The following is a 26,602-nucleotide window of genomic DNA, read 5'->3' as shown; positions in this document are numbered from 1 at the left end:
GCCGAGGCGGCGGGGACGGGGCCGCCGCCGTCCCCCGGGCCCACCCCGGGGACGGCGTTCACGCCCGCCGCCGCCGCTCCCGCGCGACCGGTGGGACGTGTGCGATGCTGGGGCCGTGACTGACTCGCAACCGGAGCCGCGCGAGCGCTCCCGCTCGAAGGCCGCCGCCGAGCGGGCGGCCCGCGTCATCCCCGGCGGCGTGAACTCGCCGGTGCGCGCCTTCCGCGGCGTCGGTGGCACCCCGGTGTTCATCGCCGAGGCCCATGGCGCGCGCATGACCGACGTCGACGGCAACACGTACGTCGACCTCGTCGGCTCGTGGGGACCCCTCATCCTCGGGCACGCGCACCCCGCCGTCGTCGACGCCCTCGCCGAGGCCGCCGCCCGCGGCACCTCCTACGGGGCGCCCACCGAGGCCGAGGTCGACCTCGCCGAACTCATCGTCGACCGCACCCCGTGCGACATGGTCCGCCTCGTCTCCTCCGGCACCGAGGCCACCATGAGCGCCGTGCGCCTCGCCCGCGCCGCCACCGGCCGCGACAAGGTCATCAAGTTCGCGGGCTGCTACCACGGGCACGCCGACTACTTCCTCGCCGAGGCCGGCTCCGGGGTCGCGACCCTCGGCCACCCCGACTCGCCCGGCGTCCCCGCCGCCGCCGCGGCCGACACGATCGTGGTGCCCTACAACGACATCAACGCCGTCGAGGCCGCGTTCGCCGCCCACCCCGGGCAGATCGGCGCGGTCATCACCGAGGCCGTCCCCGGCAACATGGGCGCCGTCGCCCCCCTCGACGGGTTCAACGAGAAGCTCTACGCCGTCGCGCACGCCCGCGGCGCGCTCCTCATCTCCGACGAGGTCATGACCGGCTTCCGGGTCGCCCCCGGCGGCCTCGCCGCCCCCGCCGACCTCTACACGTACGGCAAGGTCATGGGCGGGGGACTGCCCGCCGCCGCGTTCGGCGGCCGCGCCGACCTCATGTCGGCGATCAGCCCCGCCGGGCCCGTCTACCAGGCCGGGACCCTCTCGGGGAACCCGCTCGCGGTCGCCGCCGGCCTCGCCACGCTCCGCCTGTGCGACGACGAGGTCTACCGGACCCTCGACCGCACCGCCGCCGCGATCGCCGACATGGCCGGGGCCGCCCTCGCCAAGGCCGGCGTCCCCCACTTCGTCTCGGCGCCCTCGAACCTGTTCTCCGTGTTCTTCACCGAAGGACCCGTGACGAACTTCGAGGAGGCCAAGGCCCAGGACGCCGCCGCGTACGGCGCGTTCTTCCACGCCATGCTCGACCAGGGCGTCTACCTGCCCCCCAGCGCCTACGAGTGCTGGTTCACCTCCGCCGCGATCGACGAGGAAGCCCTGTCACACATCGAACAGGCGCTGCAACCCGCGGCCGAAGCCGCGGCTAAGGTGCGCTCATGAGCGGCTCCACGACCATCGTCCACCTGCTGCGCCACGGCGAGGTCCACAACCCGGAAGGCATCCTCTACGGGCGCCTCCCCGGCTACGGCCTGTCCGAGCTCGGCCGGGAGATGGCGCTCGCCGCCGCCGAGAAGCTCGCCAAGCGCGACATCGTCCACGTCGGCGCCTCCCCGCTCCAGCGCGCCCAGGAGACCGCCGAGCCCGTCGCCGCCTCCCACCGCCTCCACGCCGTCACCTACGACGGCATCGTCGAGGCCGGGAACTCCTTCGAAGGGCTCAAGGTCGGCGTCGGCGACGGCGCCCTGCGCGAACCCCGCTACTGGTGGCGCCTGCGCGACCCCTTCCGCCCCTCCTGGGGCGAGGCGTACCTCGACATCGCCCGCCGCATGATGGACGCCCTCGACAAGGCCCGCGCCGCCGCCGACGGCGCCGAAGCGCTCCTGGTCTCCCACCAGCTGCCCATCTGGACGGTCCGCCGCTTCGCCGAGCGCAAGCGCCTCTGGCACGACCCGCGCAACCGCCAGTGCTCCCTCGCCTCGATCACCAGCTTCGTCTACGAAGGCGAAGCGCTCGCCCGCATCGAGTACTCCGAACCGGCCGCGCACCTCGTGCTCAAGTCGGCCACCGCCCGGCGCGCCAAGGGCGCCTGACCGTGGCGCTCCGGCGGAGGACCATGCTGGCCGCGGCACCGCTGCTGGCCCTCGCGGCCTGCTCGGACACCGGCGCCGACAGCAACCGCGTCAACGAGATCAACCGCGACCGGTACGTCTCGGGCGACGGCTCCAACTACCGGTGGGAGGACCCCGCCGACCGCTTCGCGGCCCCCCGCCTCACCGGCGAGGACCTCGACGGGAACACCGTCGACACCGACGACTGGGCCGGCGACGTCGTCATCGTCAACTTCTGGGGCTCCTGGTGCGCCCCCTGCGTCGCCGAGGCCCCCTACCTCGTCGAGGCCGCCGACGCCTTCGCCGGGCAGAACGTGCGCTTCCTCGGCGTCAACATCCGCGACACCGCCGACGCCGCCCGCGCCTTCGAGCGGCGCTGGGCCGTCCCCTACCCGTCGCTCAGCGACGAGGCCGGACGCGTCGCCGACCAGTTCGTCGACTACGGACTCTCCCCCAACGACATCCCCGCGACGATCGTCATCGACGCCGAGCACCGGGTCTTCTCCATCTGGCGCGGCCCCCTCGACGACACCGAGACGATCACCGCCGACGTGACCAAAGCCCTGGAGACCTGATGCGCAAGCCCGTCGACCCCGCCGTCCGCAAGGCCGCCAAGGGCGCCGTCATGGCCGGCACCGCCGCCCTCGCCGCCGTCGCCGTGACCTCCCTGGTCAAACGCCGCCTCAACCCGCCCGAGCCCCCCGCCCGCGAGGAGGCCGAGTGAACCCGGCCGAGACCGCCGCCTCCGGGCCGCTCCTCCTCGCCTTCGGGGTCGCCGCCCTCGCCGGACTCGTCTCCTTCGCGTCCCCCTGCACCCTCCCCCTCATTCCCGGCTACGTCTCCTACGTCACCGGCATGAGCGGCGCCGAACTCGACGCCCCCGCCCGCCGCACCGGCCGCGTCCTCACCGGCGCCCTCCTGTTCGTCGCCGGGTTCACCGCCGTCTACACCGTCGTCGTCTTCGCCCTCCAGAGCGCCGGACGCGCCCTCCTCCAGAACACCGGCGCCCTCGAGACCGTCGCCGGCATCGTCATGATCGCCATGGGCCTCATGTTCATCGGCCTCATCCCCACCCGCGGCGGCTACACCCCCAAGTGGCGCCCCGCCGTCGGCCTCGCCGGCGCCCCCCTCTTCGGCGCCGTCTTCGCCCTCTCCTGGATCCCCTGCACCTCACCGGTCCTCGCCGCGATCACCAGCCTCGCCGTCATCCAGGACGGCACCGCCCGCGGCGTCGGCCTCATGATCGCCTACTGCGCCGGACTCGGACTCCCCTTCGTGCTCTTCGCCGTCGGCATGCACCGCCTCGCCCGCGCCCTCGACTTCCTCAAGCGCCACGGCCGCGCCATCGCCGTCGCCGGCGGCGCCATGCTCATCGCCGTCGGCCTCATGCTCGCCACCGGCGCCTGGGGCGAGTTCACCAACTGGCTCCGCGCCACCGTCGGCACCGGGGTGAGCCTCCTGTGACCGCCACACTCACGCCGCGCAAACCCAAGGCCGCCAAGCGCCTCCGCGCGTTCTGGCGCCGCTGGTGGCACCAGCTCACCGCCATGCGCACCGCGCTCATCCTGCTCCTCGCGCTCGCGCTCGCCGCCATCCCCGGCTCCACGTTCCCCCAGCGCTCCATCAGCACCGTCGACGTCGCCGGGTACTTCGACGAGCACCCCGACCTCGCCCCCTGGCTCGACCGCCTCTGGGCGTTCGACGTCTACACCTCGCCCTGGTTCTCCGCGATCTACCTGCTGCTCATGGTCAGCCTCGCCGGCTGCATCGTGCCGCGCCTCGCCGTCCACTGGAGAGCCCTGCGCGCCCCCGTCCCCGACGCCCCCAAGCGCATGTCGATCCTCCCGCACCACCGCGTCCTCGACGGCGGCGCCAACCAGGGCCGCGCCCGCGCCGTCCTCAAGCAGCGCCGCTGGCGCACCGCCGTGCGCGAGCACGAGGACGGCACCGTCGTCATCGCCGCCGAGAAGGGCTACCTCCGCGAGACCGGGAACCTGCTCTTCCACACCAGCGTCATCTTCATCCTCGTCGGCGTCGCCGTCGGCAGCCTCATGAGCTGGTACGGCAACCGCATCCTCTCCGAAGGCAAGTCCTACTGCAACAACCTCCAGCAGTACGACGAGTACGGCCTCGGCGCCTGGGTCGACGAGACCGCCCTGCCCCGGTTCTGCGTCGACCTGCACGCCTTCGACGCCGAGTTCACCGACGGAGGCCCCACCGCCTACGACGCCGACGTCACCTACGAGGCCGAAGGTGAGACCGGCGAGTACGACCTCCAGGTCAACCACCCCCTCAACATCGACGGCACCAACGTCTTCCTCATCGGCCACGGCTACACCGCCGTCGTCACCTACACCGACCGCTACGGGCAGACCCAGACCCTCCACCAGGAGTTCCTGTCCATGGACGCGGCCCTGAACTCCGAGGGCGCCTTCAAGTTCCCCGACGCCAACGTCGACCCCGCCACCGGCACCGTCGACCAGGACGCCGAAGTCGGCTTCGACGCGATCCTCGTCCCCACCTTCGACGACTCCACCCCGATGCTCCTCGGCACCGAACCCGAGCTGAACAACCCCGTCCTCGCCCTCACCGCCTACACCGGCGACCTCGGCCTCGGCGACGGGAAGCCCGAATCGGTGTACGCCGTCAACGAGGAGCAGATCGCCTCCGGCGCACTCCAGCAGGTCAACGACGAGGTCGAGGTCATCGGCGTCGGCGACAGCATGACGCTGCCCGACGGCACCAGCCTCAGCTTCGACGGCGTCGAGCAGTACGCCGTCCTCCAGGTCCGCCACGACCCCGGCGGCCCCGTCGTCCTCGCCGGCGCCGTCCTCCTCCTGCTCGGCCTCCTGCCCGGGCTCGCCGTGCGCCGCAGGCGCTACTGGATCCGATGGAACCCCGACGGGACCGTCGAGACCGCCGGCCTCAACCGCAACGACTTCGACGGCCTCGACGAGGAGTGCGACGAGCTCACTGCCGCCATCGCACCCGACTCCCCGCCGCCGGGAACCCACACCGACAAGTCCGGGAGCGACCAATGACCGGTGCCGAAGCCGCGAACGCCCTGTTCGTCGCCACGATCCTCGTCTACGCGGCGGCGATGTTCTCCTACGCCGTCGAATACGCCTTCGACAAGCGCGCCCCCAAGCGCGCCAAGGCCCTCGTCACCGCCGGCCGCGACGCCGGCCACGACTCCGAGGCCGGGGCCGATCTCGGGGCCGACGCCCCGACCGAGGCCCCCATCAGCCCCGCCGCCGCCCGCGGCGCCGGCCGGCTCGGCCTCATCCTCACCTACCTCGGCACCGCCGCCCTCGGCGCCAGCATCGTCACCCGCGTGATCTACACCGGGCGCTGGCCGTGGGGCAACATGTTCGAGTACACCGTCGGCGTGGCCCTCGCGGGCATGGCGACGTGGCTGTTCCTCGTCTCGCGCGGCAGCGTCCCCCGCCGCCTCGGCCTGTTCGCGACCTTCGCCGTGACGATGGTCCTCGGCACCTCGGTCCGCGTCTACACCGAGGCCGGACCCCTGGTCCCGGCCCTGGACTCGTACTGGATCATCATCCACGTCACCGCCGCCATCGCCGCCTCCGGCATCCTCATGATCGGCTGCGTCTTCGCGATCCTGCACCTGCTCAAGCGCGGCCACGACCGCCGCGTCTCCGACGACCGGCCGGTCCGCTTCCCGCTCAGCATCGCCGAGCGCCTCCCCGACGCGAATGTCCTGGAGCGCTTGACGTTCAAGATCCACGTCTTCGCGTTCCCGCTCCTGACCTTCGGCATCATCGCCGGCTCGGTCTGGGCCCACCTCGCGTGGGGCCGCTACTGGAACTGGGACCCCAAGGAGGTCTGGGCCTTCATCGCCTGGGTCGTCTACGCCGCCTACCTGCACGCCCGCGTCTCCGGCAGGTCCGCCAAGGCGAACGCGCCCTGGATCGCGATCCTCGGCTACGCGGTCATGCTCTTCAACCTCACCGCCGTCAACCTCGTCTTCCCCGGGCTCCACTCCTACGCCGGAGTCTGAGCCCCGGAGCGTCTGCACGACCGGAGTCCGCACGGTCGGGCGCTGGAGCCGGAGCCCGAGCCGCCGGACGCTGATGCCTTGCCGGGCAGCGGAGTTCGAGCCACCAGGTCTGTCTCACCGGAGGCCGACTCCGGACCGACCGCCGAAGACGCAGTACCGGACACCGTTCGGGCCCCTTGCGCGCCAGTGCAAGGGGCCCGAACGCTTCCTACCGGTCACGCCAGCGGGTCGTCCTCGTCATCGAAGCGGGCCAGGCCCCACACGTCCTCGTCCTCGGTCAGCCAGGACTCCTTGCCCTCGCCGTCCTCGTCGCCGCCCGCACCGGGACGGCCCCCGGCACCGCCCATCATCCCGGCCCCGCCCGCACCGGCGGTCTTCCCGAACAGCCCCTGGCCCTTGCCGAGCCCCGAACCCCCCGCGCGGGCCCCGCCCGCACCGGCGCCACCGGCACCGGCTCCGGCCGCCGGACCAAACAGTCCCATCCCGGAACCGCCCAGCCCGCCGCCCGCGCCGCCGCCCAGTCCGGGCGCGCCGCCACCGGCACCGCCCCCGGGCAGACCGCCGCCGAGCCCGCCGCCCGCCAGGCCGCCGGACGTCTCGTCTTCGCCCCCGGTCGTCGGCGTCCACGAACTCCCGCCGCCACCGCCGCCCGAACCCCCGCCGCCGAACGGCGTCGTGGCCGACGGCGGCGTCAGCCCGCCCGAACCCGAGCTCGACGGCGACCCGTTGAAGTCCCCGCCGCTCGGCGGCGAGTACCCGCCCCCGTCGAGGTCCTGCCCCGACTCGCGGAACGTGGTGTCCTGCACGGTCTCCACGGTCGGCGTGAACTCGGACGCGGAGATCTCCGCGTCCTCCCAGCGGGCGATCACGGTGTCGTTCTGCTCGGCGGCGCGCTCCTGGTAGTCCTGCGACCCGGAGTCGTAGTCCCGCTTGGCGCGGGTGTCGCCGTCCTGGCGGGCGAGCTGCTCGGCCTGCGTCCGCAGCTCCGTCTCGGGAGAGTCCGGGTTCGCGGCCTTGAGCTCGGCGAGGTGGTACTCGGTCTGGTCGGTCACGTACTGGCCCAGCTCGTTGGCGTAGTCGCCGTTGAATCCGCCCAGCTCCATGGCCCGGTTCGCCGAGTCGTCCTCGCCGTCCCACGAGCACCCGTCCGTGACCTCGCAGTCCCCGCTCTTGAACGGGACCCGGTGGTGCACTTCGGGATCGGAGAACAGCCCGCCCTCGTCCTTCACCCAGTACTGGGGTGCCGGGTAGGGGAGTTCGTGCGAGTCGCCGCCCTGGAGGGCGTAGATCTCGTCGGCCGTCTGGTTGAGCAGGCCCGACATGCCCGCGGACCCGTCGCCGACTTCGGCGCTGATCTGCTCGCAGTTGGTAAAGACCGTCTCCATCTGCTCGGCGAAGGCGTCGAAGTCGCTGCCCTGCCAGCCGTTCGCGAGGTCGGTGAGCATGGTGCGGAGAATCTTGGCGACGGCCGTGGACTCGTTCGCGGCGAAGTCGAACTGCGCCGTGGTCCACTTCTCGGCGATGGTGCGGAGCGCGTAGTCGTCGCCCTCGGAGGGCCTGATCTGCGCGACCATCGACTGGACCTCTGCGGGGGTCGGCGCGGCCGTGCCCCCGGGGACGCACTGGAAGCTCTCGACCTGGCCCGAGACGGGGATCGCCGAGACCAGCTTGATCCAGGCCACCTCCGCCGGGCTCTGGCGGTTGGTGCAACCGGAGTCGGAGCAGCCGTCGCCGGTGACGAGGTACGACTGCTCAGCGGTCTGGACGCCGCCCGACGCCGTCGCGCCCTCCATGCCGCCGTAGGTCTCGGCGGCGAACTCTATCTCATCGCCCATCGTCATCCCGCCTCCGCGATCCGGTCGTTCACGGCCTGGTTCACCTGCGGCAGATAGGTGTCGACCAGCCATTGCCTGAGCGATTCCTCGGTGAACGCCAGGGCCGGGTCGCCGCCGCCCCGGAGTCCGTAGTCGTTCGAGTGGTAGAGCTGGATGTGGAACACCCACTGGCCGTCCTGGCCGACGACCTCGGTGTACGGCTGGTCGGCATCGCCGATCCAGGAGACCACGGTGCCCTGGTCCCAGGGGCCGGCGAACGCCTCGCTCACTGCGTCCTGCCCTTCCGCGGAGTCCGATTCGGCGGCGGCGACGCGCGACTCGTACGCGGTCGCAGCGGCTTCGGCGCTCTCGGCGGGCACGATCTTGAACTGCGCCTCGCCGGACATCGTGTAGCCCTCGTAGTCGCCGAGGTTGAACAGGCCGTTGCAGCCCAGGGCGTCGGGGTCGAAGGTGTTGCCGATCGCCGAGCTGCCGGGTTCGCCGCCTTCGGCGGTCGAGGAGCCCCAGCCGACGATGCCCATCTCGTCGGTGACCGGGGCCAGGCCGTCGAGGACTTCGCACGCGTCCCAGGCGGACATCGCGGCGTACACCGGATCGTCGCCGCCACCGCCGTCGGTGGCGTCGCCGCCCGAGGGCTCCTCGGCGGCGTTGCAGCCCGCCAGGAACAGGGCGGCGGCGCCGACGGCGGTGCAGGTCTTCGCGATTCGCTTCATGGTGAGGGGGTCCTAGCTCTCGATGTCGGCGCCGGGCGCGCTGAGCATGGTCACGTTCAGCTCCTCGGACTCCATGTGCAGTCCGAGGGCGTCGTTGAGCGTCACCACCGCACCGTACAAGTCCTGGCGGAGCTTCTGGAGGTTGTTCCAGGTCTCCTCATGGGCCCGTGCGTAATCGGCGCGCGCCTGCTGCGACGCTTCGAGCAGGCCGAAGCCGGGCTCCACGCCGAGCTCGCCGCCCGACTGGAGCTTCGAGGTCAGCTCGGTGACGAAGTTGAGCCGGTTCACCAGCTCGTCGCGGAAGGCTTCGAGGTATGCGGGATCGAGGATCCGTTCGGCCACGGCGGGACCTCCGGGGGTAAATCGGGATCATTTGCTCGGAACCTCATGGTATCGGTTCCTCACCCAGCGTGCGGTACACCGGAATCCGCGCGCGTCGTGCCGACGTTGTGTAGCGGCCCATATATATAAGGTATGCGGGAACGGCCCCCGTCCGAGTGGACGGGGGCCGTTTCGGCTGCTTGCCGGGTGCGAGGGTCAGTGGCGCATCTGGTTGCGGCGCATCAGCGTCCGCGCGTGTTCCGCGTGACGTCGAAGTGCTCGACGGTGGCGTCGAGCTCCACCTGCTGGAAGGAGCGCTGGCCGCCGCGGGGGCGGTCGGGGACGATGCGGGGGGCGTCGTCCTGGCCTCGGGGGGCGGGGACAGCGCCGGCGCGCTGGTCGGGGACGTGGCCGCTGGAGCGGTCGGTGCGGTTGCGGACGCGGCCGGGCCCGCGGGAGGGGCGCTGCGGCTGGGACCGCATGCGCTCCACGGGGATCGCGCCGGTCGCGGTCGGGAGGACCTCTTCGTCCTCGACGTGGATGCCGAGCTGCTCGCGGCGGGTCACGGTCTTCGGGGTGGTCCCCATGAGCGCGAACAGGAGCACGATGATGCCGATCGTGGCGACGCCGAGGATCGGCAGGATGAGCATGATCGGGTCGATGCCCTCGACGGTGTCGCGCCCCCGGTTGTAGAGGGTGACGCGGACGCCGGCCATGCCCGTGTAGTGCATGCCGCACACCGCGATCGCCATGACGACGCCCGCCGCGGTGTGCCACTTCCAGCCGTCGAGGTACATGCCGCAGAACAGTGCGGCGGTCGCGGCGACGACCGCGATCGCGACCGACGCGATGAAGTAGGTGCGGTCGTGGGTGATGTGGCCGGAGACGTTGATGGCGGCCATGCCCGAGTAGTGCATGACGACGACGCCGAGTCCGGTGAGCGGCCCGGCGATGAGGATCTTGCCGACGGTGCCCCGGGAGCCGGTGCCGGCGACCAGGAGGCCGAAGAACACCGAGCCGACGGAGGCGACCAGGCTCAGGAACGTGGTGAGCGGGTCGTAGGCGATGTCGGAGTCGATGACCTTGAACCCGATCATCGCCGTGAAGTGCATCATCCAGATGGCGGTGGCGCCCAACGAGAACGAGGCCAGAGCGATCCACCGGACGCGCTTGCGGACGGCCTTGACGGTGCCGTCCTGACGGCGCGCCTGCGTCATGCACATCAGCGCCAGGATCGAGCCTGCGAAGGCGAATCCGAACGACATGATGGGGTTGATCCACCCGTAAGTGAAGTGGCTCACGTGTTCCATCAGTTGTCTTCCTCCCCAGGCGTACGCCCGTATTCGGAATGTCGCGCGATTGCGATTCGCGCGATTCGAAACTTATACGACTACTGTCCGGCTGCATCCGCAAGACGGACAGTTGCACTAGGACGGTCATTTCGGTCGAGTCGGTCGAGGTTCGGCGAGGCGAGTACCCCGAACACCATGCCCACGATCGCGATGAGCGCCAGGATCATGATGGGCAGCAGCAGGATCAGCGGATCGATGCCCGAGACGACCGGATCGGCCACGCCCTCGATGCGGACCGCGGCCATGCCCGTGTAGTGCATGCCGACGACCGCGACGCTCATGACCGCGGCGGCGAGCGCCATCGAGCCGCGCCGGTCGACGACCGCGGTGAACCGCAGCGCCACCGTCGAGGCCACCACCGCGACCGCCGCCGAGGCGGCGACGAGCGCCGGGTCGTAGACGACCCGGCCCCCCGTCGCGACCGCCGCCATGCCCGTGTAGTGCATGCCCACCACGCCCGCGCCGCAGAGCAGTCCGCCCAGGAGCAGGCGCGGCCAGCCAGCGCGCTTGCCCCCCGAGACGAACAGCCCGGTCCCCACCGCGAGCACCGCGAGTCCGAAGGACGCGGCGGTGAGCGCGGGGTCGTACGCGATGTCGGCGCCGGTGACGGTGAAGCCGATCATCGCGATGAAGTGCATCATCCAGATGCCGATCCCGCCGATGGCCAAGGCGGCCATGAGGATCCAGCGGAGCCGACCGCCGGAGGTGGCGGCGGCGCGGGCGTAGCGGGAGGCCGTCAGGCCCAGGAAGGACCCGGCGGCGGCGAAGGCGAGGCCCATCGCCGGATTGAGCCAGCCGTACGTGAAGTGGTGGTGCTCTAGGGTGACCGCTAGCGGGTCCATGGGGTTCCTCCTGCGGGGCGTCGTGGGTCAACCGTGCCCGAGCGGGAGGCGTCTCCCGTCGCACAGGATGTGCGAGTTGTCCCGGACGCGGCGACGGATATGGCGGATCTGTCCGGAACCCGTGGGCGCCCGGGGATGCCGCGCCACCGGACCAATGCCGCCTTTCGGGCACTACCGAACGTGCCCGGATCAGGGCACTCGGTCGCGGCGACCTTCGTCGGAGGCGGTCAGGGCCGTTCAGCGCCACGGTCGTCGTCCGAGTAGTCGGTTTTCTCAGCCGTACGGCCGAATACCGCGTAGGCGTGTGTCCGAAAGATCAGTGTTTCTTGAGATTCGCCCTGTAACACGGTGCGATACGGAGCCGCTTTCAGTACTCCGGTACGCCCCTGGATTTCGACGCCGTCATTCGTCATGATGGAATCTGCTGGGCTTCACATGCCGGCCCCCGCCGCCCCCGGCGGCAGGACGGCAGCCGGCGCGCGCCGTCGGCCCGAGACCGAGCCCGGCCCGGCACGGGCCCGTCGGTCTGACACAGAGGACCACCCCAGGAGGCTAGACAAGGTGAGCAAGCGCAGCTCGAACCGTGCGGGTTCAGCGGCTCGACGAGGACCGCTCGGCCTGCCCCGCATCGCCGACATGCGAATCCGGTCCAAGCTGGGACTGATCCTCCTCGTGCCCCTCGTCGTCCTGGTGGCCGTCGCCGGCCTCCGGCTCTACGACCTGGCGAACCGGGTGTTCGAGTCGGCCGACATGGTGGACCTCGTGGAGTTCAACGCCGTCACGGCCGAACTCCGCTACGACCTCCAGGTCGAGCGGTCCCTGCTCGTCACGAACCTGCGGCTCGGCGAGGACCACGTCGAGGGCATCGACGTCTCCCAGTACGACGAGACCGCCGTGGCCGCCCAGCAGGCGTCCACCGACGAGGCCCTGGACGTCTTCAACGAGAAGGCCGACGGCCTCCCCGACGTCTCGGACGACATCTCCAACCGCATCGACGCGGTCCGGACCCAGTACGAGAGCCTCATCCAGATCCGCCAGGCCGCGGCCGACAGCCCCGACGGCGTGTCGATCGACGCGACCTCCCGCGTCTACCAGCGGCTCGTCGACGAGCTCGTGACGATCACCGACATCTCCTCCCGTATCGTCAACGACCCCGAGATCGCCCGGAACCTGCAGGCCATCGCCGCCGCCACCACCGTCCTGGAGACGCTGGAGGAGGAGCGCGCGATCGCGATCAACGTCGGCAACGACAAGAAGTTCATCAACAACACGCGCTGGCAGAACTTCATCGCCTTCGCGAAGCTCCGCGAGACCGCCGCCGACGAATTCAAGACCGTCGCCGACCGCAACGAGCAGCTCGCGTTCTTCTTCAGCCCCGGGGGCCTCAACACCACCGAGGCCGAGGCGGCCCTCCTGTTCGAGAACTCCGCGGTCAACGCCGGCACCACGCAGGCGCTCACCGTCGACGCCGCCGTCATCGACTCGTACAACGCGATCCTCGAGAACGGCCTCGACTACATCAACGACGAGTCCGAGGAAGTCCTCGACGACGCGACCGCCGACCTCAACTCGCAGATCTTCCAGCTGCTGCTCGAAGCCGTGCTCATCCTGGCGGCCTTCGTCATCGCGACCGTGATCGCCCTGCTCATCGCCCGCAACATGGCGACCGGGCTGCGGCGCCTGCGCGAGGGCGCGCTGGACGTGGCGCACGTGTCGCTGCCGCAGGCGGTGGCCCAGATGCGCGACGCGGAGAGCATCGGCAACCGGACCCCGGACGAGGTCGCCGCCGACACCGGCGCGGTCATCGACATCGACCAGCGCGACGAGATCGGCAACGTGGCGCACTCGTTCAACATCGTCCACACCGAGGCCATCCGCATCGCGGCCGAGCAGGCCGCCCTGCGCGCCAACGTCTCGCAGATGTTCATCAACCTGGCCCGCCGCTCCCAGAACCTGGTCGACCGGCTCATCGGCCACCTCGACCACCTGGAGCGCGGCGAGGAGAACCCGGACCGCCTGGCCGAGCTGTTCCAGCTCGACCACCTCGCGACCCGCATGCGCCGCAACGACGAGAACCTCCTGGTGCTCGCCGGTGCGGACTCCACCCGCCAGGAGCGCTACCCGGCCCCGATCGGCGACATCCTCCAGGCCGCCCAGTCCGAGGTCGAGCAGTACACCCGCATCGACTTCGGCAGCCTGGAGGCCGAGCGGGAGATCCGCCCGGCCGCCGTCAACGACCTCGTGCACCTCATCGCCGAGCTCATGGACAACGCGACCGCGTTCTCCCCGCCGGAGTCCCCGGTACTGGTCGAGGCCGAGCAGATGCGCACGGCCGGCAGCCCCAACGGCGCCATCCGGGTCCGCATCAACGACGTCGGCATCGGCATGCCGCCGGCGCAGATCGAGGACATCAACCGCCAGCTCTCGGAGTCCGCCGACGCCATCGACCTCGCGTCCTCGCGGATGATGGGCCTGGTCGTGGTCGCGCGCCTCGCGAAGCGCCACGAGGTCCACGTCGAACTGCGCCCGGGCGAGCAGCGCGGCACGGTCGCCGAGGTCATCCTGGGCGACGCGGTCCTCACCGAGGCGAAGCTCCCCGAGCGCGGCCTGCGCAGCGGCGTCCCGCTCGATGGCGCGAACGGCTCCCGCGAACTGCTCTCCGGCATGGAGGCCACCGGCGCCCTGCCGCGGGTCCCCGAGAGCCCGGCGGGCCTGTTCGACACCGCCGCGCCCCAGGCCCCGCACTCCCCGCCGCCGCCCCAGCCCACGCCGCCCGCGTGGCAGCCGAGCGCGCCGCAGATGCCCTCGCGCCCGAACGTCCCGCCGCCCGTCGAGCCGGTCACCGGCGAGTACTCGGTGCAGCGCCCGCAGCAGACGCAGGCGTTCCAGCCGCCGTTCCCGCAGCAGCGCCCCGCCGACGAGGAGCCGGGCTTCATGTTCCGGCCCGGCGGCCTGGCCGACGAGCGCAAGGCCAACGGCAAGGTCATGGAGGTGACCGGGGAGATCGTCTCCTCCGAGCACGTCGCCCTGCCGAAGATCCAGCTGGAGGCGTGGACGCCCGAGCCCGAGCCGGTGCCGCCGTCGTGGCCCGACGTGGCCGCGGCCCCGTCCGGCACGGAGGCGCCGCGGGCCGCCCGCCGCGACCGCGTGTCCGCCCTGGACGCCACGACCGAGCTCCCGATCTTCCGGGAGGTGGAGTCCGCCTGGTTCAAGGCGGTCACCCCCGCGCCCAAGAAGGTCGATGACGAGTCGGCGAAGGTCGAGGACGCGCCCGAGTCGTCCTTCCGGGCGGCCCCGCCTGCACCTGCGGAGGTGGCGGAGGCTACGCCGCCGCGCTACGCTGACCAGTCAGGTGCGGCCGAGTCCCCCGCCCCGGCTTGGGACGCGGTGCCGCCCTCCCCTCCGCAGCCCACGGAAGGCCCGACCATGCAGAGCACCCCCGCCGCCGACGAGTCGCCGGCCGCCTCGGGTCTCGAGCGACGCCGTCTCACCTCTCCGGAGACCGACACCGGGTCCTACGCGTGGCGCACCGCCGCCGACGACGGGTGGTCCCGGGTCGACGACGCCTTCGCCGAGACCATCGAGGAGACGACCACGGTCGGTCTCCCCAAGCGCCGGCCCATGGAACGCCTCGTTCCCGGCGCGGTGGAGGAATCTCAGGAGACCGTCAGCGCGCAGAAGCGCAACCCTGAGGGCATTCGTGGCCTGCTGTCGGCCTATCACCGTGGGGTGCAGCGAGGACGTGGCAATGACGGCAACTGAGTCGCTGATCCGCAACACGGCAGACGCTACTAAGGAGCGCAAACGATGAGCACTGGTGGAACCTCGGTCCAGGACCTGGGCTGGCTGCTGGCCGGCTTCGCCGAACGCGTGCCGGGCGTGGCCCACGCCGTCGCGGTCAGCGCCGACGGTCTGCTGCTGGCGTCCTCCCGGGACCTGCCAAGGGACCGCGCCGACCAGCTGTCGGCGGTGACCTCGGGTCTGGTGAGCCTGACCCAGGGCGCGTCCCGCTGCTTCGAGGGCGGCGCCGTCCTCCAGACGGTGGTCGAGATGGACCGTGGATTCCTGTTCCTGATGTCCATCAGCGACGGTTCCTCGTTCGCGGTGCTGGCGTCGAAGAACTGCGACGTGGGCCAGGTCGGCTACGAGATGGCCCTCCTGGTCGACCGGGTCGGCCAGGCCCTGACGCCTTCGGCCCGAAGCTGATCCGGGCCGCTTCCGGTGCGCGCTTGGCGCAACGGGTTGCGGCACGGTAGGCTCCATTCGAGCGGAACGCAGCACGAGTGGGACGAACTGAACAAGAACCCCTCCGTCGCATCCCCAGGCGACGGGCCGGTGCCTCCCCGGGCACGCGGTACATGGATAACTGACAAGACTGCGGCACAAGGATTGTGGGATCAAGTGCCGTGGTTGGAGGTAACAATGGTCCTCGGTGGTGATGAGCCTACTGGCTCACTCGTCAGACCGTACGCGGTCACGCGCGGCCGCACGCGGCCCCAATTGGAGATCGCCCTCGAAGCGCTGGTGGAGACCACCGCGCGCGGCCGGTCCGGGCAGTTCCTCGGCGGCAGGGAGCAGAAGGTGATCGTCGACCTGTGCGGCGGCCGGCTGCAGTCGCTGGCCGAGATCGCCGCACGCATGGAGGTGCCGCTCGGCGTCGCCCGCGTGCTGGTCGCCGACATGGCGGCCGACGGCTTGTTGGCAGTGCACGAACCCACCGGTTTCGACGCGGACGGCGGCGACGGATCGGTCGGAACCGAGCTCCTTGAGCGCGTTCTCAGTGGACTCAGGAGGCTATAGACCCTAATGAACTCACCCGCAGACACCTCTCGTGTGACCTCTGCCAAGATCGTCATCGCCGGTGGCTTCGGCGTCGGCAAGACGACCTTGGTCGGCTCGGTCTCCGAGATCACCCCGTTGACGACCGAGGCGATCATGACCTCCGCCTCAGAGGGCGTCGACGACAACAACCTGGTGCCCGACAAGGCGACGACCACCGTCGCGATGGACTTCGGCCGCATCACGATCGACCAGGACCTGATCCTGTACCTGTTCGGCACCCCGGGCCAGACCCGCTTCTGGTTCATGTGGGACGAGCTGGTGCGCGGCGCGATCGGCGCCATCGTCCTGGTCGACACGCGGCGCCTCGCCGACTGCTTTTCGGTCATCGACTTCTTCGAGCACCGCAAGCTCCCGTACCTGGTGGCCGTGAACTGCTTCGACGGCAAGCAGCTCCACGAGATCCAGGACATCCGCGACGCACTGCAGATCTCGCAGGACGTCCCCGTGGTGTACACCGACGCGCGCAACCGCGAGTCCACCAAGCAGGTGCTCATCAAGCTCGTCGAGTACGTGCTGTCGATGCGGCGCACCCGCACCGTCGGCGTCCACTAAGTGCCCACAGACGGACGCACGACGACCACAACCGGGAACCGCGCCTGAGCGCGGCGACCGTCTAGGCTGACCCGAACCACCTGGACCATAGCGAAGGCCCGAGGCAACGCCTCGGGCCTTTTGCTGTGCAGGGCACTTGTTCTCGGGCTCGTCGTGTGCATCCCGAGCCGAGTCCCCGGGCTCCTGCGCCGAGCGGGTGCGAGTCAGAGCGGGCAGCGATGACGGCGGGTTGATTCCGGTGTGACGTCTTCGGCTCTCCGCGTTGCGTGGGTGCGGGTCTTGAAGCGGCGAAGGGCGGGCGATTCGGAGGCGGCGCTTCGGCTTTCCGCGCTGCGTGGGTACAGGTCTTGAGGCGGCGACGGCGGGTGGGTCTTCGGGGTGGCGCTCCAAGTCTCCGCCTCGCACCAGTGCGGGTCTTGGGGCAGCGAAGGCGGGTGGGTATGTGGGCGGGTCTTTCGACCTTCTGCGTTGTGCGGGTGCAGGTCCTGAGGCAGCGAGGGTGAGGTGGGCGGGGGAGCGGGTCGGTACTCCGGGCCTGGGCGTGGCGGTGGGCCCGGACCTGGTGGGGTCCGAGCTGGGAGGCATTGCACTTGCGGGCCTTCCCTTCCCCCGCCCCGGCCGGTCCGGAGCGGGCGGCCTAAGAAGGGCGGGTCGCCGAGGTCTCCGGGATCGACCGGTCGTGCTGTCGACTTCGCAGGGCCGGGCGCTTCAGGAGGTGCCGCCTTCCCTGCGGTCTCGGGTGGTGCGGTCTTGCCCGGCACCTGGGGTGGTGCGAATCTGTCTCGGCATTTGGCTCGGGCTGCTCTGATGGCGGCCAGGGCACGTTGCCTCTCGGCCGCTTCGGCTCTGGCATCGAGGTCCGGTTTCAGCCCCTCGGACCACTCGGACCGATAGAGCCCGGTCGGGAACACATCCCAGTCGGAACCCTGGTTCTCGGCGTCGATGTCGGTATCGCTGCGCCAGTCCGCGCACCCGCACCCGCCCTGCCCGGCATTCCCGTCCTCGATCAGAAGGTGGTCGTGGTGAGTGATGACCGCCTGACCGGGCCCGGTCTTCTCGACGCTCCAGCCCATGGTGTGGATCCGACCATGGTGGAAGCGGCACAGGAGGATCAGGTTGTCGGCGTTCGTCTCACCGCCGTCCGCCCAGTGCACGATGTGGTGCGCCTCGGCCCAGGCCACCGGCCGCGAACAACCGTTCCAAGCGCAGCCGTCACGTTGTTCGAGTTCGAGCTTTCTGCGCAGCGAGGCGTTAGGGAGGCGGGCGGTGCGGCCGAGTTCGATCGCTTCGCCGCTTTCGTAGTCGAAGACCGAGGGGATGACCTTGGTGTCGCAGGCGAGCAGGCGGGCCTTGGCGATGCTGATCGGTCGGCCTTCCAAGAGCGGCGTGCGGGTGGTGCCCGGGCCCTGCTGTGATGTCGCGCCCGTTGCTTCGGCGCTCGTGTCGGCCTGGCCGGTGTGCCGGCCCTGGAGGGCGTGGATGTCGACGGTCAGGTCGAGCGTGGCGGTGTGGCCGTGGCGCTTCGCCGCTTCGGGGGAGGAGCCGTATCCGGCGAGGAGTTGGTGGAGGGCTTCGGCGTGGCGGTTGGGTGCGGCGGGGAGCAGTCCGGTCGTTTCACCGGGCTCGGATTCGGCTTCCTCCTGGCGCGGAGGCGGGCAGGCGGTCTGAAGGTACTTGTCCAGCAGGAGGCCGGTGTCCCACGACAGCTCGCCCGACAGCGCCCACATGCCGTTGCCCTGCTCCGCGAGTTCGATCCACTGGAGGGACTGCTCGCCGAGGCCGTCGAGGAGTTCGTCTTCCTCGGCCAGGTGCGCCGCCAGCTCGTCCAAGTGGCGCTGGAGGTCCTTGAAGGGGGCGTGCTCGCAGTACTCGGCGATCAGGTGTTCGGGTGTCGCGCAGAGGGTGTCCGCATCGAAGGGGGAGGCCACCGGTTCCCGGAAGGGGGTGCGGGCGAACAGTCGCATTGCCGGAGTCTTGTCCAACTGCCGTACTGCGTAGGCGACCTGGTCGATCCTCGCCCTGCCTGAGGTGGCTGCTGCCGCCAGCGTCCGGAACTTCGTCGACAGCCGTGCGATGGCAGCGATCGAACCCGCTGTCGCATAGGTGAAGTCGAACTGGGAGAGCAACAGGTCGCGCAGGGCCGAGTAGCCGAAGGCGGTGCGGTGGAGGTTCGCCTGCTTCATCGCGATGACCGCGGAGAGCACCTGAGCGTACTGGGCGTTGATGAGGTCGGCAGCGGATTCGAGGGTGGTCCTGATGGCCTGGGCCTGGTCGCTCGGATTGGTCGCCATCGGTGTCACCCCCGTTCTGTTCTCGAATGCCTTGCTGTTTTCCGTGTGCCTGTTCGATGGTTGTGACTCAATTGTGACTGATGTTGAGAGAGGTGCCAACACCCTGAAGAGTGAACTTTGATGAGGATTGTTCGCCCCGAGCCCAAGTCGAACCCGAAGGCCGCCAACGGAAGTCGAGAACCGTCTGACCTCTTCGTCGCCGCCTCAGGACTCGGGCCCGAGCGACACCCCATGGCCGACAACGGAGGCCGAGTCCAACCTCCCCCTTCGTCGCCGCCGCTCTGACCAAGACCCCACCGACACCTCAAGGCCACCAACAAAACCGAACCATGAGACGACGCAAAACGACCCCGAGGCTCACGCCCCAGGGCCGTGCATGCGCTTGCTCCGAAGACCCGCCTCAGACGACCTTCGGGATCGAGCCGGTGTTGGTCAGGGCCTCGTTGAGGAGCGGCCCCACCTGCATCGTGAACTGCCCCAGCTCGTACCCGAGCTGCTCGCGGTCGCACTGCGACACCGCCAGCAGCGTCAGGCAGATCTGCGGCCCGACCGGAGCCGCGAGCAGCACGCCCTCGGCCATCTCGACGATGACCTGCTGCGCCGGACCGTGGTCCATCGAACGCCCGGCACCCTCGCCGATCGACAGGAGTCCGGACCCGATGCCCGCCAATTGGTCGGCGCGCTCCTTGGGCAGCCCGGCGGACACTGCGAGCGGCAGCCCGTCGACGCTCACCAGGACCGCGTGCGACAGCCCCGGAGTGCGCGCCACCAGCGACCCGAGCAGCATGCTCAGGGACCGCTCGTAGACGCCCAGATTGGCGCTCATCGGGCCGCCATCCTCTCCGTCCGCGACGCCATGCCGGGACGTCCGCCGCGAGCGCGGCCCCAGCCCCGGAAGTAACCGGCGGTGTTCTGCGCCAGCAGCTCCGGGTCGCGGTCGATCGGCTCGTCGAAGCGCGGGTGCTCGTCGGCGACGACCGCGCCTGGGACGAGGTTCGCCTGCGGCTTGCGCCGCGGCAGGCCCGCCGCCGTAGTCGGCTCCTCGGTCGCGGGGGACTCGGTGGCCGAGCGGGCGGTGCGCCACCCGTCGTCGCCGGGGAGGTTCCACGACTCGGTCTCGGGCTCTTCGCTCTCGGGCCGCTTGAACCAGGCGCTCTTGGCCTGGCCGAAGATGAGCAGGCCGTCGTCGTCGGCGGCGAGGCTCGCCACGTCGACGATGTTGACGTCCTCGCGCGGCTGCCACGGGTGGCGGCGCGGCGCGTCGTCGTTGTGGGGGAGCTCGGCCGGCTCGGCCCGGCGGCGCCGGATCGAGCGGGTGTGCCCGCCTTCGGAGTCGACCGGCTGCTGCATCGACGGCGACGAGAACGAGTCCGGGATGACCTGCGTCGCTTCGAGGTCCGGCAGCACCGAGTGGAGCTGCGAGGCCGGGTCCAGGGCCCGCAGGCTCTGGCGGTCGGGCAGGTCCCCGGGGAGGCGGACGGTCCGGTGCGTGTCGGTGTCGTGCCCGCGGCCGCGCCTGCGGGCGGCCGCGGTGCGGTCCTCCTGCGGCTGCGGCACCTGCGGCTGCGACTGGTGGGGGAGCGGCTGCGAGACGTGCGGCGCCGCTTCGGGTTTGGGCCGCTTGGCCTGCAGCAGGCCGATGAGGCCCTCCAGGGACCGGTCCCATGCCGAGACCGCGTCGGCGGTCGCGGAGACGGAGGGGGCCACCGACGGGTCGTCCCCGCCGCCGATCTCCCGGATCGCCTCGGTGAGCGCGCCGGCCATCGCGGCGACCTGGCCGGGGTCGGCCACGGTCGCGAGGTCGGCGGCGAGCTCCTCGGTCGAGATGGACTGGAGCGCACCGGGCTGCGGGAGCCGGGTGAGGATCGCGACGGCGTTGGCCTCGCTCGGGTCGTCCCACGCGGCCAGCGCCGCCGGGAAGACCGCGCGCAGGAGGCACGTGAGCGCCTCTGCCGCGTCGTGGCGGGCCCTGGCGGCCGAGGCCACCGTGTCCAGGATGGGGCGCAGAGCGGCCATCTCAGGGCGTGCGGCGAGCGGCGGCCCGGCGACCTCGCCGGTGGCGAGTCCGCGGGCGATCGCGATGGCGTCGTCGAGGGCGTCCTTGGAGCGGGAGGCGGGGATGTCGGCGCGGACCACGAGCTGTCCGGCGGCGGCGGCGAACTCGGCGAGCTGGAGGACGTCGCCGTCCACCGCGACCGAGACCGACTGGCCGGGGGCCGACCTGGCGAGGAGGCCGTTGAGGCGGACCCAGCCGCGCGGATCGTCGCCGAACGTGTCGGTGGCGATGAGGCTGCCGCCCGCGGCGACGAGGGCGACGGCGCACGCGGTGTCGCCGTGCCCGGCCCCGGACACCTGCTGGTCGGTGGTGATGCCGCAGAACACTTGCACCCGCGGAGCTCCTCTCGTAGGGCGCGCAGCCGGCGCTGTCCCCTGTCGCCGGGGCTGGAGCCCGGCCCGTTTTTACCAGTCCGTTATCAGTTTTCCGCAGAATACTCGGTTCTGCAAGCGGACAACCAGTGCGGGTTCACCTACGGAGCGAAGGTCATAGCAGGCATAACCGTCAATTCGCTGGCAGTCGCGACCTGGGTGTTCCCTTGTGGAATGACGCAGCGGAGCCGCCGCGCGACAGGCGCGGCGGCTCCGGAATTCGGACTCGGCGGCCCATCCGCAATGGGCTGTTCGGTGGATTGACCGGCGTGCGGTCAGCGCCATTCCACATGGTCGTTGATCTTCGCGATGACGCCGCGCCAGGCGATGGCCGCCTGCTGCGGGTCGTTGCGCTTGAGGCGGCGCTTGGCGAACCTGCCCTTGAGGCCGCCTTCGGCGACGATGCGGAAGGTCTCGTCGAGGTCGTCGAGGGGGGACCCGGGCGCGAGCGCGGCGACGACGGAGTCGTTCTTGAGCGCGTACCCGAGGTCGCGGCCGGCCTCGGCGGCCTTGATGAGCAGCTCGGGCTCCCAGCCCTCCTGGCCGCCGCGGAGGTTCGCGACGACGAGGTCGAGCTCGTAGATGTCGTTCTCGTCACAGACGATGTCGTCCACGTCCACGCGGTCCCGGAGGTCGGCGTACTCGTCGATGACGGCGAGGTCGTGGTCGTCGTTGCCCTTGACGTACGCGACGAGGGCGGCCCGCTCGCGGAACACCAGCAGCTTCCCCTTGCGGGTCAGGAAGACCGGGACCTCCTCGGGCTCGGCGTCGAGGGCGTCCTCCTCCTCGGCCTCGTCGGCCTCGGGGGCCTCGTCCTCGAAGTCGGCCGGGTCGGGCTCGCCGGCGTCGGGGTCCTCGGGGAGCACCCGCTCGTCGTCGGCCTCGGGCCGCTCGCGGTCGCCGTCCGGGTCCAGGGCGTCGAGGGCCTCGGCGCCCTCGTCGTCGTCTTCGTCGGTGCCGTCAACGGTGTCGTCGTCCTCGGCCGCGTCCCGGTCCGCCTTCGCACCCGGGAGGGTGTCCGACATCCGGTAGGCGCGCAGGGTGTACCCCGAGTCCTTGCCCAGGTGGAGTTCGACCGGGTCCACCCCGGTCTCGTTCCAGAGCTTCTCGGTCTCGGCGCCGCGCTCCGGCGCGTCAGATTCGGCCGCCATGTCGCGTCCCTCCCGTAGGTCGTCTAGCTGGGGAACAGCCTACGACCCGAGTGCGCACCGCTCCGCATCCGGTGTGCGCTTTTCTTTGTGGATAGCGCGGAGGGCCCTTCCGCCACTGCGAAAAGGCCCTCCGTTTCGGTTGCTAGTACGCCCCGCCCGCGCCCGCGGCCATTCCGGCCGGGTGCCACACGGTCTTGTACTCGGTCCACTGGCGCAGCAGGTCGAGCGCGTCGGCGCCCCGGCCGGGGCGCCGGACGACCTTGAGGGTCTGGGCGGCGGCGGCCTCGAGGTCGGCGGCGAGCGCGGTGTCGGCGACCCCGGTGAGGTCGAGGCCGTTGACGTCGGCGTGGGACGCGAGGTGCGGCGCGACCTCGGCGGTCTTGCCGCTCAGCAGGTTCACGACCCCGCCGGGCAGGTCGGAGGTCGCCAGGACCTCGCCGAGGCTCAGGGCCGGCAGCGGCTTCGCCTCGCTGGCGAGGACGACGACGGTGTTCCCGGCGGCGATGGCGGGCGCGAACGCGTCGACCAGTCCCAGGAGCGGGTCGTCGTGCGGGGCGACGGCGGCGACGACGCCGAGCGCCTCGGGCGTGGTGTGGTTGAAGTACGGCCCGGCGACGGGGTTGGCGCCGCCGAGGACAGAGGCGTACTTGTCGGTCCAGCCCGCGTAGTGGACGAGCCGGTCGATCGCGGCCTCGACGGTGCCGAGGGCGTCGTGCGCGTCCGCGCCGGTGGCGTCGGCGAGTTCTTCGGCGAACTGGCCGGCGCGGCCTTCGAGCATCTCGGCGGCGCGGTAGAGGATCTGCCCGCGCAGGTACGCGGTCTGCCCGGCCCAGGGCCGCTGGGCCTTGCGGGCGGCGGCGACGGCGTCGCGGGCGTCCTTGCGGCTGGCGAGCGCGGCGTTCGCGAGCTCGGCGCCGTCGGGGCTGCTCACCGGGTAGCTCCTTCCGGACTCCGAGCGGGGGAACTTCCCGCCGAGGTACAGCTTGTAGGTCTTCTTCACCCGCAGTCGCTCAGCGTGTTCAGACATCGAGGTACGCCTCCAGTCCCTGGCGGCCGCCTTCGCGGCCGTATCCGGACTCCTTCAGGCCGCCGAAGGGGCTGGCGGCGTCGAACCGGTTGAACGTGTTGGCCCACACCACGCCCGCGCGCAGCCGCTCGGCGGCCCACAGGATCTTGGAGCCCTTCTCGGTCCACACCCCGGCCGACAGCCCGTAGGGCGTGTTGTTGGCCTTGGCGATCGCCTCGTCGGGGGTGCGGAACGTCAGGACGCTGAGCACCGGCCCGAAGATCTCCTCCTGCGCGATCCGCATGGACTGCTGGACGCCGGTGAACACGGTGGGGCGGAACCAGAAACCCTGCTCAGGCAGGTCGCAGGCGGGCTGCCACACGTCGGCGCCCTCGCCGCGCCCGGCCTCGGTGAGGGCGGTGATGCGCTCGAGCTGCGCGGCGGAGTTGATGGCGCCGATGTCGGTGTTCTTGTCGAGGGGGTCGCCGACGCGGAGGGTGGCGACGCGCTCCTTCAGGCGCTCCAGCACGTCGTCGGCGACGGACTCCTGGACGAGGAGGCGCGAGCCGGCGCAGCACACGTGGCCCTGGTTGAAGAAGATGCCGTTGACGATGCCCTCGACGGCCTGGTCGATCGGGGCGTCGTCGAACACGATGTTCGCGGCCTTGCCGCCGAGTTCGAGCGTCACCTTCTTCTCGGACCCGGCGACGGCCTTGGCGATGGCGCGGCCGACGGCGGTGGAGCCGGTGAACGCGACCTTGTCCACGGCGCTGTCGACGACCGCGGCGCCGGCGGCGCCCGCGCCGGGGAGGATGTTGACCACGCCCGGGGGCAGGTCGGCCTCCTGGCACAGCTCGGCGAACATGAGCGCGGTCAGCGGCGTGGTCTCGGCGGGCTTGAGCACCACCGTGTTCCCGCACGCGAGCGCGGGCGCGATCTTCCACGCGAGCATGAGCAGCGGGAAGTTCCACGGGATGACCTGGCCGACGACGCCGAGCGGGCGCGGGTCGGGCCCGTGCCCCGCGTAGGCGAGCTTGTCGGCCCAGCCCGCGTGGTAGAAGAAGTGCTGCGCCGCGGTCGGCACGTCGAAGTCGCGGGTCTCCTTGATGGGCTTGCCGTTGTCGAGGGACTCGGCGACGGCGAACTCGCGGGCGCGCTCCTGGAGGAGGCGGGCGATGCGGAACAGGTACTTGCCGCGCTCGGTGCCGCTCATGGGGCCCCACACGGTCTCGTACGCGCGCCGGGCGGCGGCGACGGCCTTCGCGACGTCGGCCTCGTCGGCCTCGGCGACGGTGAACAGGACCTCCTCGGTGGCGGGGTTCACCGATTTGAAGTCGGACTCGGCGTCGACGAACTCGCCGTCGATGAAGAGCCCGTAGTGCTCCTTGATCTGCGGCCGCACCGACTCGGGCGCGGGGGCGTACTCGAACATGGCTAGTCCACCGTCACGTAGTCGGGGCCGGAGTAGTGGCCGGTCTTGAGCTTCTGGCGCTGCATGAGGAGGTCGTTGAGGAGGCTGGACGCGCCGAAGCGGAACCACTCGTTCGACAGCCAGTCGTCGCCGAGGACCTCGTTCACGGTGACGAGGTACTTGACCGCGTCCTTGGTGTTGCGGATGCCGCCGGCGGGCTTGACGCCGACCTGGACGCCCGTGGCGGCGCGGTAGTCGCGCACGGCCTGCATCATCAGCAGCGTCACCGGCAGGGTCGCGTTGACGCCCACCTTGCCGGTGGAGGTCTTGATGAAGTCGGCGCCCGCGTACATCGCGAGCCACGAGGCCCGGCGCACCGCGTCGTAGGTGGCGAGCTCGCCGGTCTCGAGGATGACCTTGAGGCGGGCGTCCCCGGCGGCGGCCTTGACGGCCCGGATCTCCTGGTAGACCCGTTCGAGGTCCCCGGCGAGGAACGCGCCGCGGTTGATGACCATGTCGATCTCGTCGGCCCCGGCGCGCACCGCGGACTCGGTGTCGGCGAGCCGCACGTCGAGCGGGACCTGCCCGGCGGGGAAGCCGGTGGCGACGGACGCGACCTTGACTTCGGAGCCCTGGAGGGCGTCCTTCGCGGCGGCGACCATCGACGGGTAGACGCACACCGCGGCGGTGGCGGGCGCGTCGCCGTCGGGCCGCATCGCCTTCGCGGCGAGGGAGCGGACCTTGCCGGGGGTGTCGGCGCCTTCGAGCGTGGTGAGGTCGATCATGCTGATGGCCAGGTCGATCACCTGCGCCTTCGACGTCGTCTTGACCGAGCGGGTCGACAGCCCCGCCGCGCGCGCCTCGAGGCCGACCGCGTCGACGCCCGGGAGGGCGCGGACGAGGGAGGCGGCCTCGGCGCCGCTCAGAATTGATCCCATGACCCGATCGTATCCGTTCCCTGGAGACCGCTGGACCACCCGGTGGTGACCAGCTCACATTAGCGCGGCGAACTGGGCGTTAAGGTTATGAACCGTGGATGTCAAGATCGTCGAACACCCGCTCGCCGCCGCCCGGCTCACCGCCATGCGCGACGAGCGCTCGGACTCACCGCGGTTCCGAGCCGCCCTGCACGAGCTCACCATGATGCTCGTCTACGAGGCCACCCGCGACGCGGCCGTGGCCGAGTACGCGATCAGGACCCCGGTGGCGCCCGCCAAGGGCTACCGCTTGGGCAACCCCCCGGTCCTCGTACCGGTCCTGCGCGCCGGACTCGGCATGGCCGACGCCGCGCAGGCCATGATCCCCGACGCGTCGATGGGCTTCGTCGGCCTCGCGCGCGACGAGGAGACCCACGAGCCCTACGCCTACATGGAGTCCCTGCCCGACGACCTGGCCGGGCGCCACGTCATCGTGCTCGACCCGATGGTCGCCACCGGCGGCTCGCTCCTGCGCTGCTGCGAGATGATCGCCGCCCGCGGCTGCACCGACATCGACCTCGTGTCGGTCCTGTGCGCGCCCGACGGCATCGCGAAGCTCGCCGGCTCGGGCATCGCCATGCGCATGACCACCGCCGCCGTCGACCCCGAGCTGAACGACAAGGCGTACATCGTCCCCGGCCTCGGCGACGCCGGCGACCGCCAGTTCGGCGCCTACCGCCGCTTCTGACCCCGACGCGAACGAGAGGCCGGGCGCGATGTGCGCTCGGCCTCATCATTTTTGTGAGGGCGTGTCGCTCCTGAACATGACGCGC

General features: G+C 71.1%; 24 protein-coding genes. 12 read left to right on the top strand and 12 right to left on the bottom strand.

The annotated features are described in order from the left end of the window. The first annotated feature begins 115 nt into the window (after nt 1–115). Genes hemL through ccsB form a run of 7 tightly spaced genes read left to right on the top strand, consistent with a single transcriptional unit; the run spans nt 116 to nt 6,109 of the window. The gene (gene hemL / locus BLS99_RS27620; protein WP_342761274.1) at nt 116–1,420 is read left to right on the top strand and encodes a glutamate-1-semialdehyde 2,1-aminomutase; all 1,305 of its coding nucleotides are present in this window, start codon (nt 116–118) and stop codon (nt 1,418–1,420) included. Beyond that, a complete protein-coding gene (locus BLS99_RS10785) occupies nt 1,417–2,070 on the top strand; it encodes a histidine phosphatase family protein (protein ID WP_091048542.1) in 654 nt (217 codons plus the stop codon). Before hemL ends, BLS99_RS10785 begins: the two co-directional genes overlap by 4 nt. A 23-nt stretch (nt 2,071–2,093) precedes the next feature. After that, on the top strand, nt 2,094–2,663 hold the full coding sequence (locus BLS99_RS10780; protein WP_091048539.1) for a TlpA family protein disulfide reductase: 570 nt from the start codon (nt 2,094–2,096) through the stop codon (nt 2,661–2,663). Then, nucleotides 2,663–2,812, top strand: a complete 150-nt coding sequence (locus BLS99_RS26175; protein ID WP_176953307.1) for a hypothetical protein — start codon at nt 2,663–2,665, stop codon at nt 2,810–2,812. Before BLS99_RS10780 ends, BLS99_RS26175 begins: the two co-directional genes overlap by 1 nt. After that, a complete protein-coding gene (locus BLS99_RS10775) occupies nt 2,809–3,552 on the top strand; it encodes a cytochrome c biogenesis CcdA family protein (protein ID WP_091048533.1) in 744 nt (247 codons plus the stop codon). The genes BLS99_RS26175 and BLS99_RS10775 overlap by 4 nt, the downstream gene beginning before the upstream one ends. Further along, nucleotides 3,549–5,129, top strand: coding sequence for a cytochrome c biogenesis protein ResB (resB, locus tag BLS99_RS10770; protein ID WP_245712221.1), 1,581 nt, complete (start codon nt 3,549–3,551; stop codon nt 5,127–5,129). Before BLS99_RS10775 ends, resB begins: the two co-directional genes overlap by 4 nt. Continuing rightward, complete coding sequence (ccsB, locus tag BLS99_RS10765; protein ID WP_091048530.1) at nt 5,126–6,109, top strand: c-type cytochrome biogenesis protein CcsB; 984 nt, start codon at nt 5,126–5,128, stop codon at nt 6,107–6,109. Before resB ends, ccsB begins: the two co-directional genes overlap by 4 nt. A 215-nt stretch (nt 6,110–6,324) precedes the next feature. Here ccsB and BLS99_RS27385 read toward each other — a convergent pair whose 3' ends face one another. The 5 genes from BLS99_RS27385 to BLS99_RS10740 all read right to left on the bottom strand — a co-directional run bounded on the left by BLS99_RS27385 (nt 6,325) and on the right by BLS99_RS10740 (nt 11,172). After that, nucleotides 6,325–7,944, bottom strand: coding sequence for a WXG100 family type VII secretion target (locus BLS99_RS27385; RefSeq protein WP_091048525.1), 1,620 nt, complete (start codon nt 7,942–7,944; stop codon nt 6,325–6,327). A 2-nt stretch (nt 7,945–7,946) separates the two neighbouring features. Beyond that, nucleotides 7,947–8,657 carry a hypothetical protein gene (locus BLS99_RS10755; protein WP_091048521.1) on the bottom strand — a complete coding sequence of 237 codons (711 nt, stop codon included), beginning with the start codon at nt 8,655–8,657 and terminating at the stop codon, nt 7,947–7,949. 12 nt (nt 8,658–8,669) lie between these two features. Continuing rightward, nucleotides 8,670–8,999 (bottom strand): hypothetical protein, encoded by a 330-nt coding sequence (locus BLS99_RS10750; protein ID WP_091048518.1) that lies wholly within the window; start codon nt 8,997–8,999, stop codon nt 8,670–8,672. A gap of 221 nt (nt 9,000–9,220) precedes the next feature. Beyond that, nucleotides 9,221–10,288, bottom strand: coding sequence for an MHYT domain-containing protein (locus BLS99_RS10745; RefSeq protein WP_091048515.1), 1,068 nt, complete (start codon nt 10,286–10,288; stop codon nt 9,221–9,223). Nucleotides 10,289–10,368: 80 nt separating this feature from the next. After that, nucleotides 10,369–11,172, bottom strand: a complete 804-nt coding sequence (locus BLS99_RS10740) for an MHYT domain-containing protein (protein WP_091048512.1) — start codon at nt 11,170–11,172, stop codon at nt 10,369–10,371. Nucleotides 11,173–11,808: 636 nt separating this feature from the next. Between BLS99_RS10740 and BLS99_RS10735 the strand changes: the two genes are divergently transcribed. From BLS99_RS10735 to BLS99_RS10720, 4 genes are all read left to right on the top strand, one after another. Continuing rightward, complete coding sequence (locus tag BLS99_RS10735) at nt 11,809–14,934, top strand: sensor histidine kinase (protein WP_176953306.1); 3,126 nt, start codon at nt 11,809–11,811, stop codon at nt 14,932–14,934. Nucleotides 14,935–14,979: 45 nt separating this feature from the next. Continuing rightward, complete coding sequence (locus tag BLS99_RS10730; protein ID WP_030161947.1) at nt 14,980–15,378, top strand: roadblock/LC7 domain-containing protein; 399 nt, start codon at nt 14,980–14,982, stop codon at nt 15,376–15,378. 216 nt (nt 15,379–15,594) lie between these two features. Then, a complete protein-coding gene (locus BLS99_RS10725) occupies nt 15,595–15,972 on the top strand; it encodes a DUF742 domain-containing protein (protein ID WP_091048505.1) in 378 nt (125 codons plus the stop codon). Nucleotides 15,973–15,978: 6 nt separating this feature from the next. After that, on the top strand, nt 15,979–16,566 hold the full coding sequence (locus BLS99_RS10720) for a GTP-binding protein (RefSeq protein WP_091048501.1): 588 nt from the start codon (nt 15,979–15,981) through the stop codon (nt 16,564–16,566). Between the two features lie 203 nt (nt 16,567–16,769). On the opposite strand, the gene BLS99_RS10715 is transcribed toward BLS99_RS10720, so the two are convergent. From BLS99_RS10715 to deoC, 7 genes are all read right to left on the bottom strand, one after another. Then, complete coding sequence (locus BLS99_RS10715) at nt 16,770–18,857, bottom strand: HNH endonuclease signature motif containing protein (RefSeq protein ID WP_091048498.1); 2,088 nt, start codon at nt 18,855–18,857, stop codon at nt 16,770–16,772. 400 nt (nt 18,858–19,257) lie between these two features. Further along, a complete protein-coding gene (locus BLS99_RS10710) occupies nt 19,258–19,683 on the bottom strand; it encodes a roadblock/LC7 domain-containing protein (protein ID WP_091048495.1) in 426 nt (141 codons plus the stop codon). Then, a complete protein-coding gene (locus BLS99_RS10705) occupies nt 19,680–21,245 on the bottom strand; it encodes a hypothetical protein (protein WP_143034753.1) in 1,566 nt (521 codons plus the stop codon). The genes BLS99_RS10710 and BLS99_RS10705 overlap by 4 nt, the downstream gene beginning before the upstream one ends. Before the next feature lie 314 nt (nt 21,246–21,559). Beyond that, a complete protein-coding gene (locus tag BLS99_RS10700; RefSeq protein WP_091048490.1) occupies nt 21,560–22,435 on the bottom strand; it encodes a hypothetical protein in 876 nt (291 codons plus the stop codon). A 142-nt stretch (nt 22,436–22,577) separates the two neighbouring features. Further along, nucleotides 22,578–23,462: an aldehyde dehydrogenase family protein gene (locus tag BLS99_RS10695; protein ID WP_091048486.1), complete on the bottom strand. Its 885-nt coding sequence runs from the start codon at nt 23,460–23,462 to the stop codon at nt 22,578–22,580. Continuing rightward, a complete protein-coding gene (locus BLS99_RS10690; protein WP_091048483.1) occupies nt 23,455–24,873 on the bottom strand; it encodes an aldehyde dehydrogenase family protein in 1,419 nt (472 codons plus the stop codon). Before BLS99_RS10690 ends, BLS99_RS10695 begins: the two co-directional genes overlap by 8 nt. Nucleotides 24,874–24,875: 2 nt before the next feature. Next, nucleotides 24,876–25,790: a deoxyribose-phosphate aldolase gene (deoC, locus tag BLS99_RS10685; protein ID WP_091048479.1), complete on the bottom strand. Its 915-nt coding sequence runs from the start codon at nt 25,788–25,790 to the stop codon at nt 24,876–24,878. Nucleotides 25,791–25,884: 94 nt separating this feature from the next. On the opposite strand from deoC, the gene upp reads away from it, so the two are divergent. Next, nucleotides 25,885–26,517, top strand: coding sequence for a uracil phosphoribosyltransferase (gene upp, locus BLS99_RS10680; RefSeq protein ID WP_091048476.1), 633 nt, complete (start codon nt 25,885–25,887; stop codon nt 26,515–26,517). Nucleotides 26,518–26,602: the final 85 nt, after the last annotated feature.

Origin of the sequence: Glycomyces sambucus (assembly GCF_900102815.1) — a bacterium.
GTDB classification, from domain to species: Bacteria; Actinomycetota; Actinomycetes; order Mycobacteriales; family Micromonosporaceae; genus Glycomyces; species Glycomyces sambucus.
The sequence above is the reverse complement of the archived record's forward strand: the minus strand, read 5'-3'. Positions and strand labels throughout refer to the sequence as shown.